Below are 14,580 nucleotides of genomic sequence, written 5' to 3' on the forward strand. Positions count from 1 at the left end.
AAATTCTCGCGAAATCAGGCGGCGGCGCGCAGTGGACGGGCCACGGCAACACCGTCAGCGTCGAACAGATGGCATTGAGTCGGGTCCAGGTACAGCTGCAAGGTTTCGCCATACTGGCTGGCCATGTCGCCACGGATCCGCAAGGTCAACGGCTCCTTGCTGGCGGTGATGACGTGGCAGAAAGTGTCGCTGCCCAGGCGCTCGCCGACATCGGCGGTAACGGTCAGGGTGGCCTGGCCAGGGGTGGCGATTTCCAGGTGTTCCGGACGAATGCCCAGGGTTACCGCGCTGCCAACGCTCAAGGTGGCGCTGCTCAGGGGCAGGCTGATGCGGCCGCCGGCGTCCAGTTCGACTTCGCAGCTCTGGGCATCCACGCGGTTGATCTTGCCTTTGAGGAAGCCCATTTTCGGCGTACCCAGGAAGCCCGCGACAAACAGGTTGGCCGGCTGGTGATACAGCTCCAGCGGCGAGCCCACCTGTTCCACGCGGCCGCTGTTGAGCACCACCACCTTGTCGGCCAGGGTCATGGCTTCGACCTGGTCGTGGGTCACGTAGATCATGGTGGCTTGCAGTTCTTTATGCAGGCGCGAAAGCTCCAGGCGCATCTGCACGCGCAAGGCGGCATCGAGGTTGGACAGGGGTTCATCGAACAGGAAGATCTTCGGGTTACGCACAATCGCACGGCCGATGGCGACACGCTGACGCTGGCCACCGGACAACTGCTTCGGCTTGCGCTCCAGCAAAGGGCCCAGCTCCAGGATACGCGCCGCTTCGTTGACCTTGCTCTCGACAATCTTCTTGTCGACGCCGGCCAGGTCCAGGGCAAACGACATGTTCTTGCGCACGCTCATGTGCGGGTACAGGGCGTAAGTCTGGAACACCATCGCCAGGTCGCGCTTGGCCGGAGTGACCTCAGTGATGTCGCGGCCATCCAGTTCGATGGTGCCTTCGGTGACTTCTTCCAGGCCGGCAATCAGGCGCAACAAGGTGGATTTACCGCAGCCCGACGGCCCGACGAACACCACGAATTCCTTATCGTTCACCTCAAGGTCGATGCCCTTGATGATGGAGAAACCTTCGAAGCCTTTTTGCAGATTCTTGATTTTCAGGTTGGCCATGATGGGCCTCCGCTTCTAAATATTTTTAAAGGAACCGTTACTTCACGGCGCCGAAGGACAAACCGCGGACCAGCTGTTTCTGGCTGATCCAGCCAAAGATCAGGATCGGCGCACAGGCCAGGGTCGACACGGCAGACAATTTCGCCCAGAACAAGCCTTCGGGGCTGGAGTAGGAGGCGATCAGCGCGGTGAGCGGCGCAGCGTTAGACGAGGTCAGGTTCAGCGACCAGAACGCCTCGTTCCAGCACAGGATCAGCGACAGCAACACCGTGGAAGCCAGGCCGCCCTTGGCGATCGGCAGCAGCACCCGGACCATTTCCTGCCACAGGGTGGCGCCGTCCAGGCGGGCGGCTTCGAGGATGTCCTTGGGGATGTCCTTGAAGTAGGTGTAAACCATCCAGACCACAATCGGCAGGTTGATCAGGGTGTAGATGATGATCAGCGCGATGCGCGTGTCCAGCAGGCCGAAGCTTTTGGCCAGCAGGTAGATCGGCATCAGCACGCCCACCGGCGGCAGCATCTTGGTGGAGAGCATCCACAGCAGCGTGCCCTTGGTGCGCTTGGTCTCGTAGAACGCCATGGAGTAGGCGGCCGGTACCGAGATCAGCAGGCACAGGGCGGTGGCGCTGAAGGAGATCAGCACCGAGTTCCAGGCGTAGCTGAAGTAGTTGCTGCGCTCGTTGATGTGCAGGTAGTTCTCCAGCGTCGGCGTGAAGATGAACTGCGGCGGCGTGGCGAACGCGTCGATTTCGGTCTTGAAGCTGGTCAGCACCATCCAGAAGATCGGGAAGAAAATCAGGATCGCAATGGCCCAGGCCAGGGTGCCGAGCAGCACGCTTTGCAGGCGGCGGGATTGTTGAAGCGTCATGGCGCGGCCCTCAAGGCTTGTCAGTCAGGTTTTTGCCGATCATCCGCACCAGGATGATCGCCGCGATGTTGGCGATGACCACGGCAATCAAGCCGCCGGCCGAGGCCATGCCCACGTCGAACTGCACCAGCGCCTGGTTGTAGATCAGGTAGGCGAGGTTGGTCGAGGCGTAGCCGGGGCCGCCGTTGGTGGTGGTGAAGATTTCGGCGAACACCGAGAGCAGGAAGATGGTTTCGATCATCACCACCACGGCAATCGGGCGCGCCAGGTGCGGCAGGGTCAGGTGCCAGAAGATCGCGATGGCGCCGGCACCGTCGAGGCGGGCGGCTTCCTTCTGTTCCTGGTCGAGGGACTGCATGGCGGTCATCAGCAACAGGATCGCGAAGGGCAACCACTGCCAGGACACAATGATAATGATCGACAGCAACGGGTAATGGGCCAGCCAGTCCACCGGCTGGGCGCCGAACAGTTTCCACACGTAGGCGAGGATCCCCGACACTGGATGGAAAATCAGGTTCTTCCAGATCAGCGCACCGACGGTGGGCATGATGAAGAACGGTGAAATCAGCAACACCCGCACCAGCCCGCGACCGAAGAACTCGCTGGCTTCCAGCAGGGCACTGATCAGTACGCCAAACACCACGCTGATCAGCAAGACGCTGCCCACCAGCAACAGGGTGTTGGTGGCGCCGGGCAAGAAGCCCGAGTCGGTGATGAAGTAGGTGAAGTTCTCCAGCCCCACGAATTGGTTTTCGCCGGGGTAGAGCAGGTTGTAGCGAATCAGCGAGAAGTACAGGGTCATGCCCAGCGGCACGATCATCCACAGCAGCAACAAGGCCACCGAGGGGCTGACGAGGAACCAGCCTGGATTGATCAGGCGGCTTTTACGCGGCTTGTCCGGCGAAGCGGTTTGCACTTGGGCAGTGGTGGTATTCATGGTGATCAGGACCAGTCAGGTACATGCAGAGCGAGCGTCGAGCGCGGTCGATGTGGGAGCTGGCTTGTGTGGGAGCTGGTTTGCCTGCGATGGCATCCCCTCGGTTTAACTGACAGACCGAGGTGTGTGCATCGCAGGCAAGCCAGCTCCCACCAAGAGCCTCTCACACAAAAGCGGGTTCCCACATTCAGTGGGGTGTGCCCGCTTTACTTGGGATAACCGGCCCGCTTCATTTCGCGTTCGGTGAAGGTCTGTGCGTCCGCCAGGGCTTTTTCGGCAGTGGAGCCACCGGTCAGTGCGCTGGAGAAGAACTTGCCGACCTGGGTACCAATCGCCTGGAATTCAGGAATGGTCACCAACTGGATACCCACATACGGCACCGGCTTGGCCGACGGATCTTTCGGGTTCGCGACTTTCAGCGATTCCAGCGTCACCTTGGCAAACGGCGCAGCCTTCATGTATTCGTCGCTGTAGGTCGACGTGCGGGTACCTGGCGGTACGTTGGCAATCCCGTCGGTCTTGGCGACCAACTGGCTGTATTCCTTGGAAGTGGCCCAGGTGGTGAAGACCTTGGCTGCGTCCTTGGCTTTGGAGCTGGTTGGAATCCCCAGGGACCAGGAGTACAGCCAAGAAGTCCCTTTGTCGGTCTTCTCGTGGGGTGCAAAGGTGAAGCCGACGTGGTCAGCCACCTTGCTTTGGGTCTTGTCGGTGACGAACGAGCCGGCGACGCTGGCGTCGACCCAGATCGCGCACTTGCCGCTGTTGAACAGCGCCAGGTTTTCGTTGAAACCGTTGCTGGAAGCACCTGGCGGGCCGGACTTCTTCATGTTGTCGACGTAGAAGTTCAGCGCGTCCTTCCACTCAGGCCCGTTGAATTCCGGCTGCCACTTCTCATCGAACCAGCGTGCACCGTAGCCGTTGGCGAGGGTGGTGATCAGCGCCATGTTCTCGCCCCAACCGGCTTTGCCCCGCAGGCACAGGCCGTACTGTTCCTTGTCCTTGTTGGTGAGTTTGGCGGCGAACTCGCCGATCTGCGTCCAGGTGGGGTGCTCAGGCATGGTCAGCCCGGCGTCCTTGAACAGGTCGGTGCGGTAATAGGTGATGGAGCTTTCGGCGTAGAACGGCAGGGCGTACAGCGAACCCTTGACGGAAAGGCCGTCACGCACGGACGGGAAAACATCATCCAGGTCGTAGGACGCAGGCAGGTCCTTCATCGGTTCCAGCCAGCCTTTTGCGCCCCAGAGTGCAGCTTCGTACATGCCGATGGTCAGCACGTCGAACTGTCCGCCCTGGGTGGCGATGTCGGTGGTGAGGCGTTGGCGCAGGACGTTTTCTTCGAGTACCACCCAGTTCAGCTTGATCTCCGGATGCTCGGTCTCGAAGGTTTTCGAGAGCTTTTGCATGCGGATCATGTCGCTGTTGTTGACGGTGGCAATGGTCAGGGTTTGCGCGCCAAGACTGACGGCGCTGAGGGTCATGCAGGTACAGGCAAGCAGAGCTTTAGCTGTGAACTTCATCGCGCACTCCATTTCTGCGCCCAGGGGCTGCAGAAGGACAGTTATTGTTGTTGTGTCTTCCACGACAGCTGGAAGAGTGTGCGTTGATTACAGCCTTCAATTGACGTGCTGACAAATCCTTGGGAGCACTTTTACTGATACTTTTTTGCACTGCATCGGAAAATTACTGAAACGGTTTACCAGGCGGGTAGGGTTTCCCGGGAACACGGTTCAATGTGGGAGCTGACTTGCCTGCGATCGCGGTGTGCCAGTCAACTCAGCCATTGCTGATCCGCCGCTATCGCAGGCAAGCCAGCTCCCCACAGTAAAGCAGCCCTGCGTTGCGGTTTTCAGGCCAGGTTCTGCTCGGTTAACCGCTGCACCGCCAAACGCCGGTAGTGGGACGGTGTCATGCCCTTGAGCTGCTGGAAGCGGCGGTTGAAATTGGAGATGTTGTTGAAGCCTGACTCGAAGCACACATCGGTCACGGCCTTGTCACCATCGGCCAACAGCTCACAGGACTTGCTGATGCGCAGCCGATTGACGAATTCGATGAAGGTGCGCCCGGTGGCTTGTTTGAATACGCGGGAGAAGTAGGTGGGCTTCATTCCGAGGTATTCGGCCACTTCTTCCAGGGACAACTCACGCGCGTAGTGGGCAAATATGTAGTCCACCGCGCGGTTGGTGCGGTCGATGCTGTGTTCGTCTGCCAGTTGCGGGGTGGTCACGCCAGAGAGCAGTTGGTAATCCTCGCAGGCACTGAGCACCTCCATCAGGATGAAGAAATGCCCCAGGCGCGCCATGCCCTGGGCGTCTTCGATGCGCTGCATCAGGGTCATGGCCTGGGCGATGGTCTTCTTGCAACGAAATTCGATGCCGTATTGCGCCCGTTCCAGCAGCGGCGCCAGGGTCTTGAGCTCGGCAAAGATATGGCTGCCGCCGTCGAACAGCTCGTCGGTGAAGTTCACCAGCATGTCTCGCTTGGGCACCACTTCGTCCTCGGCCACCTGGCTGATCCAGTTGTGGGGCAGATTGGGGCCGGTGAGGAACAGGCTTTCCGGGTAGAAGTTGCCGATGTAGTCGCCGATAAACACCTTGCCGGAGCTGGCGACGATCAGGTGCAGCTCATATTCCTTGTGGAAATGCCAGCGCACCAACGGGCACGGGAAGCCGTGTTGGCGGTAGATGATGGACAGACCGTTGTGATCGTCCATCAGCTCATAGGAAGGATCGGTGATTCTCGCTGCTCGGGTCATGCTGCAGTCGCTTTATTGTGGGGGCGCAAAAAGGATAATGCCCCCTTGCGCGCCACCTCGCCAGCGTCTGTGTTTACAGGCTGCGGTTTTTCGCCTCGATCCACTGCGCCATGTATTGGGTACTTTTGTGCAGGTGATGGCGCAGCATGCTGCCGGTGAAGTTGTTGCGGCGGTGCTCGGCCAGCTCGCTGCGGCACTGCTCCAGGCGCGCCACCAGGGCCGGGCCGTGAAGATCCTGAGCGTACCGGCGGGCGAGTAATTGCCTACCGTCTTCCTGGGCCTGGGCCCAGCGCTCCTGGTCCTGATACAACGCAACCGCTTGCGCCGCCAGCGCACTGGCGCTGTGCTCGACCACGCCGGGCCACGGTTCACCCATGGCTTCGGCACCCACTGGTGTGGTGACGCTCGGTGTGCCACAGAGCATCGCGTCGGCCAGCTTGCCCTTGATCCCGGCACCAAACCGCAGAGGCGCGAGGCAGATGCGCGCGGCAGTCATGACCTGCAACGCGTCTTCGGCCCAGTTCATCACATGGAAGCCTTGGGCCGGGTTGTGCAGGGCAGTGGCCTTGGGCGGCGTGTAGGCGCCATACACGTGGAGTTGAACACCCGGCAGTTGCTTGCGGATCAGCGGCCACACGCTGTTCTTCATCCACAACACCGCATCCCAGTTCGGCGCATGGCGAAAGTTGCCGATGCTCAGGAAGTGCGCGCGGTCTTCAAACGGCGCGAAGTCCTCGGTGGGCGGTATCACCATCAGCGGGCACCAGTGGAGCAGGGCGGCGGGCACGTTGAAGTGTTCGGTCAGCAACTGGATTTCCACATCGGAGATCATCAGGCTGATGTCGCAGCGGTAGATCGCGGCGATCTCGCGCTTGGCCAGGTCGGTATCGGCCATGTAAGTGAATTCGGCGGCCAGGTCCTGGCTGAACAAAGGGCTGAAGTCGTCAGCCTCGGGTTGCGTCTTCAGGAAGTCCTTGAGGCGCTGGTGCCGGGCATCCCGCAGGCTTTGCAGGTCGGAGCTTTCGAGTACGCGGAGCGCATTCGGGCAGCATTTCTCTACGCGCCAGCCGAACTGTTCTTCCATCATGAAACGGTCGAACAGCACGATATCCGGGGCAAGTTGCTGAATGAATTCGTCGAAACTGCTGTTATTCAGCTCGATCGCACATTCGCGAACGCCCAGGGCGGGCAAGTCGGCCTTGTGCTCACCCGAGGTGGCGGGGCTGCTGAAGGTAATGTCCCAACCCTGGGCCAGGAAACTCTCGAGAATCTGCATCATGTGCCCGCCGGCTGCCGAGGAGCGGGGCTCTGGCCAGACGTAACCAATGACCAGGACTTTGGTGGCGGGCTGATTCATCGACAACGGATTCCTTGAAGGGCTGGGCAAAACGCGCAATTAAACCACAGCCCTTCAAGTTACAGCGCAGTCAGCGGGAGATGTTGACCGGCGTGGGCAACGTCACCAGGTTGACGTAGCCATCCCAGAACTTCTTCTGGTCCACGGCAAACACCACCTTGGCCTTCTGCGTGCCCACCGGCGCGCCTTTCTGGTAGCCCAGTGCCCGACCGTAATCGGCGCCGAAGGTGGCGTCTACATCCACCCACAGTTCGCGGGATTCGGTGACGATCTCGGGGCTGACGAGAAACAGCGCCGGCAGGCTGTCCCAGGTGAAGCTGTGGTAGGCCGGGTCCTTGTCGAACAGCGGCCCGAACTCGTGTTTATACAGGTCGGCAATTGCGCCTTTGTGGGCAATCACCCGCTGGTACACCGACTTGTCGAAGGTGACTTTCTCACAGACATCGTTGGGGAAAATCACGTGTTCGATCGGCGAGCGCAACACGATCTTCGCGGCCTCCGGGTCGAACCACCAGTTGAACTCCGCCGCCGGCGTAGTATTGCCCGGAATTTCCAGGGCGCCGCCCATGTATACGATGCGCTTGATCAACGGCACGATGTCCGGCGCCGAACGAATCGCCAGGGCAATGTTGGTCAGTGGGCCGACCGCCAGAATCGTCACCTCGTGGGGGTTCGCCCGCACGCTGTCGACGATGAACTGGACGGCGGTTTCCTTGCGCAGTTGGGTGTGAGTGGCCAGCCCATCCGGCGGGGTTACCAGTTGGGATGCGCTGGTTGGACGCGGGTTCTTGAATGCGCCCGGCCAGCCGGAACCGAACAGGGCTTTTTCCGCCTCATAGGTGGTGTAGTCATGCAGCAGCGGGTAGGCGGCGCCGGAATAGACGCCGATTTCCTTTTCCACGCCCATGCGCTCCACGGCCTTGAGGGCGTCCACCTGTTCCTGGTCGACCCAGGCGTTGCCGCTGACCAGGGTCATGCCCAGCAGGTCGATGCGTTTTTGCCCATGCAGCTGGGCAAGCATGATAAAGGCCTGGCCGTCATCGTTGAGCACGTTGAAGTCGGTATCGAAGATCACCTTTTCTGCGGCCTGCGCCGTACCGGCACACAGGCCGACGGCGACAAGCAGGGCACAGCGCTTGATGAAACCTTGCATGGAGACTCACCCCAGGAATTGTTGTTAACGGTTTACCAGTTTCGCCGGCAACGCGATGACCAGGAAGCTGCTGAGAATCAGGCAGCCGGCGAAAAACCATAAAGCCCCGGCACTGCTGCCGGTGACGTCGATCGCCACGCCCATCAACGAATTGCTCACCAGGCCCGCGATGTTTGCCAGCGAGCAGGCCAGGGCAAACCCGGTGGCGGCGGCGGTGCCCTTGAGAAAGGTCGCCGGCAGGCTGAAAAACACCGGCACCGCACCGATGATTGCCGCGGAGGCAATCGCAAACAGGGCTACGGTGGCGACCACGTTATGGGTGAAGAAGGTGCTGGTGGCCATCGCCGCCGCGCCGATGAAAAACGGCACGATGATGTGCCACCGGCGTTCGCGGTGTTTGTCGGAGCTGGCGCCGATCAGCAGCATGCCCAGCAGTGCGGCCACGCTGGGCAACGCGGTGAGGATGCCGATGTGGAAGGTGTCGGTGATGCCCGCGTTGCGGATGAACGTCGGCATCCAGAAGCCCATGGCGTAGGCGCTGAGCAGGATCGAGAAGTCGATACCGCCGAGCATCCATACCTTGAGGTTGAAGAACCCGTCGCGGAAGCTGTGCTTGCTGTCGGCACCGTCGGCGTCATCCTTGCGCAGTTCGCTTTCCAGCAGGGTCTTTTCTTCCGGCGACAACCACTTTGCTTGCTGATAGGTATTGGGCAGGGCCCAGAAGGTCCACACACCGAGCAATACGCTGGGCACCGCTTCGATCAGGAACAGCCACTGCCAGCCGCGCAGGCCACCCATGTTGTCGAAGTGGCCCATGATCCAGCCGGACAACGGACCGCCGATCACGCTGGACAACGGCAGGCCGATCATGAACAGGGCGATGATCCGCCCCCGGCGATGGGTGGGAAACCAGGTGGTCAGGTAATACAGCACGCCCGGCAGGAACCCGGCTTCGGCGGCGCCCAGCAGGAACCGCAGGATGTAGAACTGGGTGGTGGAGGTGACCAGCATGGTGCAGGCCGAAAGCAGGCCCCAGGTGATCATGATGCGGGCGATCCAGATCTTCGCACCGACCTTTTCCAGGATCAGATTGCTCGGGACTTCGAAGAGGATATAGCCGACAAAAAACAGCCCGGCGCCGAGGCCGAACGCGGTTTCGCTGAAGTGCAACTGGTCGAGCATCTGCAGTTTGGCAAAGCCGATATTGATGCGGTCCAGGTAGGCTGCCAGGTAGCAGAAACACAGGAACGGAATCAGCTTCCAGGTGATCTTGTGGTAGAGCGTGTTGACCGGATCGGCGACCGTAGTCGCGGGCGCTGCATTCGCAATGGGCATTGGGGTGTCTCCTGGCGGTGACTTATGGTTTTTATACAGCCGCTTTTTTTCAGCACTTCGGAGTGCTGTGAAAGCGACGTCCAAAGGCAGTGTCAGAAGAGTGCAAGACCGCGCTCTGTGGCGCGGTTCTTATGAAACCTTATTGCTCCTTGAACTTGTTCATCGCCTCCTGCTTGCTCACCACATCGCCGTACTTGCTGTCGATATCAAACAAGTTGGCTTCATGGGGCGCCGGGTGACGGTCGCCGACGCATTCGCGCACGACGATGGTGCGAAAGCCGTGTTGCACCGCATCCACCGCCGTGGCCCGGATGCAGCCGCTGGTGGAGCAGCCGGCGAGCACCACGGTGTCGATGCCCTGGGCGTGCAGCATCGGGGCCAGGCTGCTGCCGAAAAACGCACTGGCGTATTGTTTGGTGATCACCACTTCATTGGCCAGGGGCAAGACCTCGGTGCAAAAGGCGGCGAGGGGATTGCCCTCCACCATGTCTTTCATCACCGGGGCCTTTTTGACCCAGATACCGCCGTCGGCGAAATGGCCGGGATGGTAGCGGATATTGGTGTGCACCACGCTGATTCCGTGACGCCTGGCGCAGGCCAGCAGCTCAACGCTTTCGGCCACGGCGATGCGCACTTCGGGGGCAAACAGTGGCGCGCCTTCGGTGGTATAGCCTTGCATGAAGTCGATCATCAGCAGGGCGGATTTTTTGCCGAAGCCGATTCGGTTGCCCCAGACGCCCTGGTAGTTGGCATCGGCGGATTGTTCGGTCATTTTTCAGTCCTCGGTAATGGACAGTGCACATAACCTGTGGCGAGGGAGCAAGCTCCCTCGCCACAAAAGCGTTTTTAGTAGGCGCCGGAGAGCAGGGCGCCGGCGCCGGGGACGATGGGTTCCAGGTCCAGGGCCTTGAGCATGGCGTAGGTGGTGGCGATGGCGGCGGTGAGTACCGGCAGGCCGGTTTGCGCTTCGACCTTGGCCACTACCGGCAGCGACTGCATTTGTACGCAGGCCGACAGCACGATCACGTCGACGCCTTCCAGGTTCATCCCGGCGACGATGGCCGGCAGGTTGGCCGGGTCATGGCGGGCCACTTCGAGGTTGTCGGGGATTTCCAGGGCGCGCCAGTCCACCACGTCAAAGCCTTCTTCGCGGATGTAGTTCACCACCAATTCGGTGAGGGGTTTCATGTACGGTGCGACGATGGCGATGCGCTTGGCGCCCATCACTTTCAGGCCTTCGATCAAGGCGCCGGCACTGGTGATCACCGGGGCGTTGGCGTCGTTGTCGGCAGTGGCCTTGCGCAGGCGTTGCTCGGATTTGCGGTGGTAACCGAGCCCCATGGCCATGATCGCCACCAGGCAGGCGTAGCCCAGCACGTCGACCTTGGCGTCGGACAGCTCGATGGCGCAACGGTCGGACTCGCCGTCCATCGCCGCCAGTTCTTCCTTGCGCACTTGCTTCATGCGCATGCGGCTGGAGTGAAAGGTGAAACGTTCCGGGCGGATCGCCTGGCGTGCGTTGAGCATCGCCGGGATCTCGGTCTCCATGGTGGTGTTGGAACTCGGCACGATCTGGCCGATGCGGTAAGGCTTGAGCATGATGGTCTCCGTTATGCAGTCAGGGGCTGGCCGAGGAAGTCGCCGAAGGCGCTGAAAAAACCTTCAAGGTCGTCCCAAGGGATCATGTGTCCCGCATTCGGGACATGGGCGACCAGCAGGCTTGGCTGTAACTGCCGGACTTCCGCGACATCTTCGGGCTGAATAACACCGCCGCGTCCGGCAACAATTAACAGGGCAGGGGCCTCCAGGTGCGGCAGATCCTGATGGAAGTCGACGGTGTGGAAGTCGTTGAAGGCGCGAACGATGGCCGGCTCGTAGCAGGTGTGCAGCCATTCGGCGCGCAGTTGCAATTGTTCTTCGGTCCAGGTGGCGCAGAAGGCGCGCATTGCTTCAGCGTCCATGCCCACCAGCGATTGGCGGATCGAATCGACGTACCACGGCAGTTTGCTCGGGTATTCACGGCGACCGGGGCCGGACACCGGAGGGTCGATCAGCACCACACGGTTAACACCTCGTGGGTGGCGCACCGCACTGCGCACCGCAAACCGCGCGCCCATGGAGTGACCTACCAGGTGATAGCTGTCGAGCTTGAGGGCATCGGCGAAGGCACCAATGTCATCGGCGCAGGTGTCGGCGCTGTAGTCCAGTTCCGGGCCGGTGGATGACAGGCCGCGACCGCGCACATCCAGCACGTAGGTGTCGAAATGCAGGCCCAGGCGTTCCGCAACAAAACCCCAGGTAATCGCCGGGCTGGTGATGCCGGGAATCAGGATCAGTGCCGGGCCCTTGCCGCCATAGCGCAGGTAATGCTGGCGAATGCCATTGGCCTGGACGTTGCCGCCGTAGAGAAAACTGGTCACGCGGCCACCCCCGATTTCAGCTGCTGGGCGTAGAGGTCATAGCCGTAGACCCAGTCAGGATCTTCCTGGCTGCGCAGCCAGGTGTTGGCGTTGGACACGGCTTGTACCCGGGAAGCCCGTTCCTTGCGGTTGGCTTCATACAGTTCGAAGGCGGTGCGGTAGTCGCTGATGCCGGTTTCCTGCAGGCAGCGGGTGAGCATCGCCGCGTCTTCGATGGCCATGCCGGCGCCCTGGGCCATGTGCGGTTTCATCGGGTGGCAGGCGTCCCCCAGCAATACCAGACGGCCGCGGCTCCACAGCGGCAGCGGGTTGCGGTTGCGCAACGGCCATTTGGTCACGCTTTCGGTGGATTCGATCAGGGCCTGGACGGTGGGGTGGTAGCCCTTGAAGGCGTCGAACATCTCTTCGCGACTGCTGTCGACGAAGGCGCCTTGGAAGTCCCATTCCGGGTGCGGCACGCCGGTGACGTAGTAGTACTCGTCGCGCCTGCCGGTGGTGTAGTAGACCATCATGTGCCGGTCCTCGGTCCACCACTTGATGCAGTCTTCGAACTTCAGGTCGTACTTGGCCAACTGATCGCCACGGATCAGCGCACGGTGGGCGACCCAGCCGCTGTACAGCGGTTTTTCCGCGCCCAGCAGTTCTTCGCGAATACGCGAGTTGATGCCGTCGGCACCGATCACGATGTCGGCGTAGGTCACCTCGCCGTCGGCGAAGGTCAGGCGCACCTGGGTGTCGGTTTCTTCGAGGGTTTCCAGGCGCTTGTTGAAGTGCAGGGTGCCGGGCTTGAGGGTGGACATCTGCAGCGCGTGCAGGTCGCCGCGGTGCACGGTGATGTAGGACGCGCCGTAGCCGGTCAGGGGAATGCGGGACAGGTAATCACCGGTTTCACCGTCGCGGCTGAACCAGTGCTCGGGGTGCGAGCCCATCAGGTCCAGCTGCTTTTCAATGCCCATGCGCCGGAAGATTTTCATGATGTTGGGGCCCATGTGGATCCCGGCACCCAGGCGCGAAAATTCTGGCGCCTGTTCGTAGATGTTCACGTCGAACCCTGCCTGTTGCAGCAGCGTGGCAGCGGCGGCACCGCCAAGGCCGGCGCCGACGATTGCGATTTTTTGTGTGCTTGCCATGGGGCGTGGTCCTCTTTTTCGAATGATGGCCAGCGGCGTCAGTCCGCAAGGTTTTTAAAGTGTATACGCTCATTTTTTCAAATGAAAAGCCCACGCCTGAAAAATTGTATTTTTGGCCATATCGATCCCCTGTAACCGATTATCGCCATATAACATTGGGATTGTGTGGATTGGTAACGTTTTGGCTTGGCGCTTGCAGTCCATCCTGAAATCAGTTCTTATCGTGTTTAATTGGTGTATACGCTATAAAAACGCACTAGAGTGAAGCGCACTGCAAGATCTTGGTGCAGCAGCTGAGGAGACAGGAAATGCCGGTAAGTGATTGCGAACTGACCCAGATGTTCGAACACGTGTTGAAGCTCTCGAAGGTCGACCCGACCCAGAGCGTCGCCGTGCTCAAGAGCCATTACTCCGACCCGCGCACCGTGCGCGCCGCGATGGACGCGGCGCAGCGCTTGGGGGCCAAGGTGTATGCGGTGGAGTTGCCGTCGTTCAACCATCCCCGGGCGATGGGCAATGACATGACCGCCTACTGCGGGGACACCGCGCTGACCGGTAATATCGCGGCCCAGCGGGCGCTGGAAGCGGCGGACCTGATCGTCGACACCATGATGCTGTTGCACTCGCCGGAGCAGGAACAGATCCTCAAGACCGGCACCCGCATCCTGCTGGCGGTAGAGCCCCCGGAAGTACTGGCGCGCATGCTGCCCACCGAAGAAGACAAGGTACGGGTGCTGGCCGCTGAAGAACTGCTGAAAAAGGCACGCTCAATCCACGTCAAATCCCGCGCCGGCAGTGATTTCCGCGCAGCGCTGGGGCAATACCCGTCCGTCACCGAATACGGTTTTGCTGACGAACCTGGGCGCTGGGACCACTGGCCGAGCGGCTTTCTGTTCTCCTGGCCCAACGAAGAAACCGCCGAAGGCGTGCTGGTGCTGGACATCGGCGACATCCTGCTGCCGTTCAAGACCTACACCCGGGAGAAAATCACCCTGGAGATCGAGAAGGGCTTCATCACCAAAATCCACGGTGGTTTCGAAGCCGAATACCTGCGCGACTACATGAAATACTTCAACGACCCCGAGGTTTACGGCATCTCCCACATCGGCTGGGGCCTGCAGCCACGGGCGCAATGGACGGCGATGGGCCTGCACGACAAGAACGACGGCATGTGCATGGACGCCCGGGCGTTCTACGGCAACTTCCTGTTCTCCACCGGCCCGAACACCGAAGTCGGCGGCACCCGCAAAACCCCGTGCCACATGGACATCCCGTTGCGCAATTGCGACGTCTACCTCGATGACCAAGCCGTCGTCATCGCCGGCGACGTCGTAGCCCCCAAGGCCTCCCTGGCACACTAAAAATCCAATGTGGGAGCGGGCTTGCTCGCGAATGCGGTATGTCAGTCACACATGCGCCACCTGACACACCGTATTCGCGAGCAAGCCCGCTCCCACATTTCAACTGCATTCCGGCAATGAGATCCTTGAGTCCAATCCACAACCCCGCC

Annotated in this window: 13 protein-coding genes; 1 reads left to right on the forward strand and 12 read right to left on the reverse strand. The window is 60.7% G+C overall.

Features of this window, described 5'->3' with window-relative positions; translation table 11 throughout:
• Nucleotides 1-14: 14 nt before the first annotated feature.
• The 12 genes from BLU46_RS31320 to BLU46_RS31375 form a co-directional block, all read right to left on the reverse strand.
• Complete coding sequence (locus tag BLU46_RS31320; protein ID WP_063029831.1) at nucleotides 15-1,118, reverse strand: ABC transporter ATP-binding protein; 1,104 nt, start codon at nucleotides 1,116-1,118, stop codon at nucleotides 15-17.
• A gap of 37 nt (nucleotides 1,119-1,155) precedes the next feature.
• Nucleotides 1,156-1,986, reverse strand: a complete 831-nt coding sequence (locus tag BLU46_RS31325) for a carbohydrate ABC transporter permease (protein WP_003215312.1) — start codon at nucleotides 1,984-1,986, stop codon at nucleotides 1,156-1,158.
• A gap of 10 nt (nucleotides 1,987-1,996) precedes the next feature.
• On the reverse strand, nucleotides 1,997-2,923 hold the full coding sequence (locus BLU46_RS31330; RefSeq protein ID WP_017475596.1) for a carbohydrate ABC transporter permease: 927 nt from the start codon (nucleotides 2,921-2,923) through the stop codon (nucleotides 1,997-1,999).
• 206 nt (nucleotides 2,924-3,129) lie between these two features.
• Nucleotides 3,130-4,440: an ABC transporter substrate-binding protein gene (locus tag BLU46_RS31335; RefSeq protein WP_063029833.1), complete on the reverse strand. Its 1,311-nt coding sequence runs from the start codon at nucleotides 4,438-4,440 to the stop codon at nucleotides 3,130-3,132.
• A 329-nt stretch (nucleotides 4,441-4,769) separates the two neighbouring features.
• The gene (locus BLU46_RS31340; RefSeq protein WP_063029835.1) at nucleotides 4,770-5,675 is read right to left on the reverse strand and encodes an AraC family transcriptional regulator; all 906 of its coding nucleotides are present in this window, start codon (nucleotides 5,673-5,675) and stop codon (nucleotides 4,770-4,772) included.
• Between the two features lie 73 nt (nucleotides 5,676-5,748).
• Entirely contained in the window at nucleotides 5,749-7,032 is a 1,284-nt protein-coding gene (locus tag BLU46_RS31345) for a glycosyltransferase (protein ID WP_093209635.1), read from the reverse strand.
• Nucleotides 7,033-7,102: 70 nt separating this feature from the next.
• Entirely contained in the window at nucleotides 7,103-8,185 is a 1,083-nt protein-coding gene (locus BLU46_RS31350; protein WP_093209638.1) for a nucleoside hydrolase, read from the reverse strand.
• A gap of 24 nt (nucleotides 8,186-8,209) precedes the next feature.
• Nucleotides 8,210-9,520: an MFS transporter gene (locus tag BLU46_RS31355; protein WP_063029841.1), complete on the reverse strand. Its 1,311-nt coding sequence runs from the start codon at nucleotides 9,518-9,520 to the stop codon at nucleotides 8,210-8,212.
• Between the two features lie 139 nt (nucleotides 9,521-9,659).
• Nucleotides 9,660-10,292 (reverse strand): N-carbamoylsarcosine amidohydrolase, encoded by a 633-nt coding sequence (locus tag BLU46_RS31360; protein WP_063029843.1) that lies wholly within the window; start codon nucleotides 10,290-10,292, stop codon nucleotides 9,660-9,662.
• 74 nt (nucleotides 10,293-10,366) lie between these two features.
• The gene (locus BLU46_RS31365) at nucleotides 10,367-11,119 is read right to left on the reverse strand and encodes a maleate cis-trans isomerase family protein (protein WP_063029845.1); all 753 of its coding nucleotides are present in this window, start codon (nucleotides 11,117-11,119) and stop codon (nucleotides 10,367-10,369) included.
• 11 nt (nucleotides 11,120-11,130) lie between these two features.
• On the reverse strand, nucleotides 11,131-11,940 hold the full coding sequence (locus BLU46_RS31370) for an alpha/beta fold hydrolase (protein WP_093209640.1): 810 nt from the start codon (nucleotides 11,938-11,940) through the stop codon (nucleotides 11,131-11,133).
• Complete coding sequence (locus tag BLU46_RS31375) at nucleotides 11,937-13,070, reverse strand: FAD-dependent monooxygenase (protein WP_093209643.1); 1,134 nt, start codon at nucleotides 13,068-13,070, stop codon at nucleotides 11,937-11,939. The genes BLU46_RS31370 and BLU46_RS31375 overlap by 4 nt, the downstream gene beginning before the upstream one ends.
• A 308-nt stretch (nucleotides 13,071-13,378) precedes the next feature.
• Here BLU46_RS31375 and BLU46_RS31380 point away from each other — a divergent pair, with 308 nt between their 5' ends.
• On the forward strand, nucleotides 13,379-14,431 hold the full coding sequence (locus tag BLU46_RS31380; RefSeq protein WP_093209646.1) for a 2,5-dihydroxypyridine 5,6-dioxygenase: 1,053 nt from the start codon (nucleotides 13,379-13,381) through the stop codon (nucleotides 14,429-14,431).
• Nucleotides 14,432-14,580: the final 149 nt, after the last annotated feature.

It is taken from the genome of Pseudomonas yamanorum, from assembly GCF_900105735.1.
GTDB lineage: Bacteria > Pseudomonadota > Gammaproteobacteria > Pseudomonadales > Pseudomonadaceae > Aquipseudomonas > Aquipseudomonas yamanorum.

Coding starts and splice junctions, on each gene's coding strand:
- BLU46_RS31320 (WP_063029831.1), bottom strand. CDS start 1,118: ATGGCCAACCTGAAAATCAAGAATCTGCAAAAAGGCTTCGAAGGTTTC.
- BLU46_RS31325 (WP_003215312.1), bottom strand. CDS start 1,986: ATGACGCTTCAACAATCCCGCCGCCTGCAAAGCGTGCTGCTCGGCACC.
- BLU46_RS31330 (WP_017475596.1), bottom strand. CDS start 2,923: ATGAATACCACCACTGCCCAAGTGCAAACCGCTTCGCCGGACAAGCCG.
- BLU46_RS31335 (WP_063029833.1), bottom strand. CDS start 4,440: ATGAAGTTCACAGCTAAAGCTCTGCTTGCCTGTACCTGCATGACCCTC.
- BLU46_RS31340 (WP_063029835.1), bottom strand. CDS start 5,675: ATGACCCGAGCAGCGAGAATCACCGATCCTTCCTATGAGCTGATGGAC.
- BLU46_RS31345 (WP_093209635.1), bottom strand. CDS start 7,032: ATGAATCAGCCCGCCACCAAAGTCCTGGTCATTGGTTACGTCTGGCCA.
- BLU46_RS31350 (WP_093209638.1), bottom strand. CDS start 8,185: ATGCAAGGTTTCATCAAGCGCTGTGCCCTGCTTGTCGCCGTCGGCCTG.
- BLU46_RS31355 (WP_063029841.1), bottom strand. CDS start 9,520: ATGCCCATTGCGAATGCAGCGCCCGCGACTACGGTCGCCGATCCGGTC.
- BLU46_RS31360 (WP_063029843.1), bottom strand. CDS start 10,292: ATGACCGAACAATCCGCCGATGCCAACTACCAGGGCGTCTGGGGCAAC.
- BLU46_RS31365 (WP_063029845.1), bottom strand. CDS start 11,119: ATGCTCAAGCCTTACCGCATCGGCCAGATCGTGCCGAGTTCCAACACC.
- BLU46_RS31375 (WP_093209643.1), bottom strand. CDS start 13,070: ATGGCAAGCACACAAAAAATCGCAATCGTCGGCGCCGGCCTTGGCGGT.
- BLU46_RS31380 (WP_093209646.1), top strand. CDS start 13,379: ATGCCGGTAAGTGATTGCGAACTGACCCAGATGTTCGAACACGTGTTG.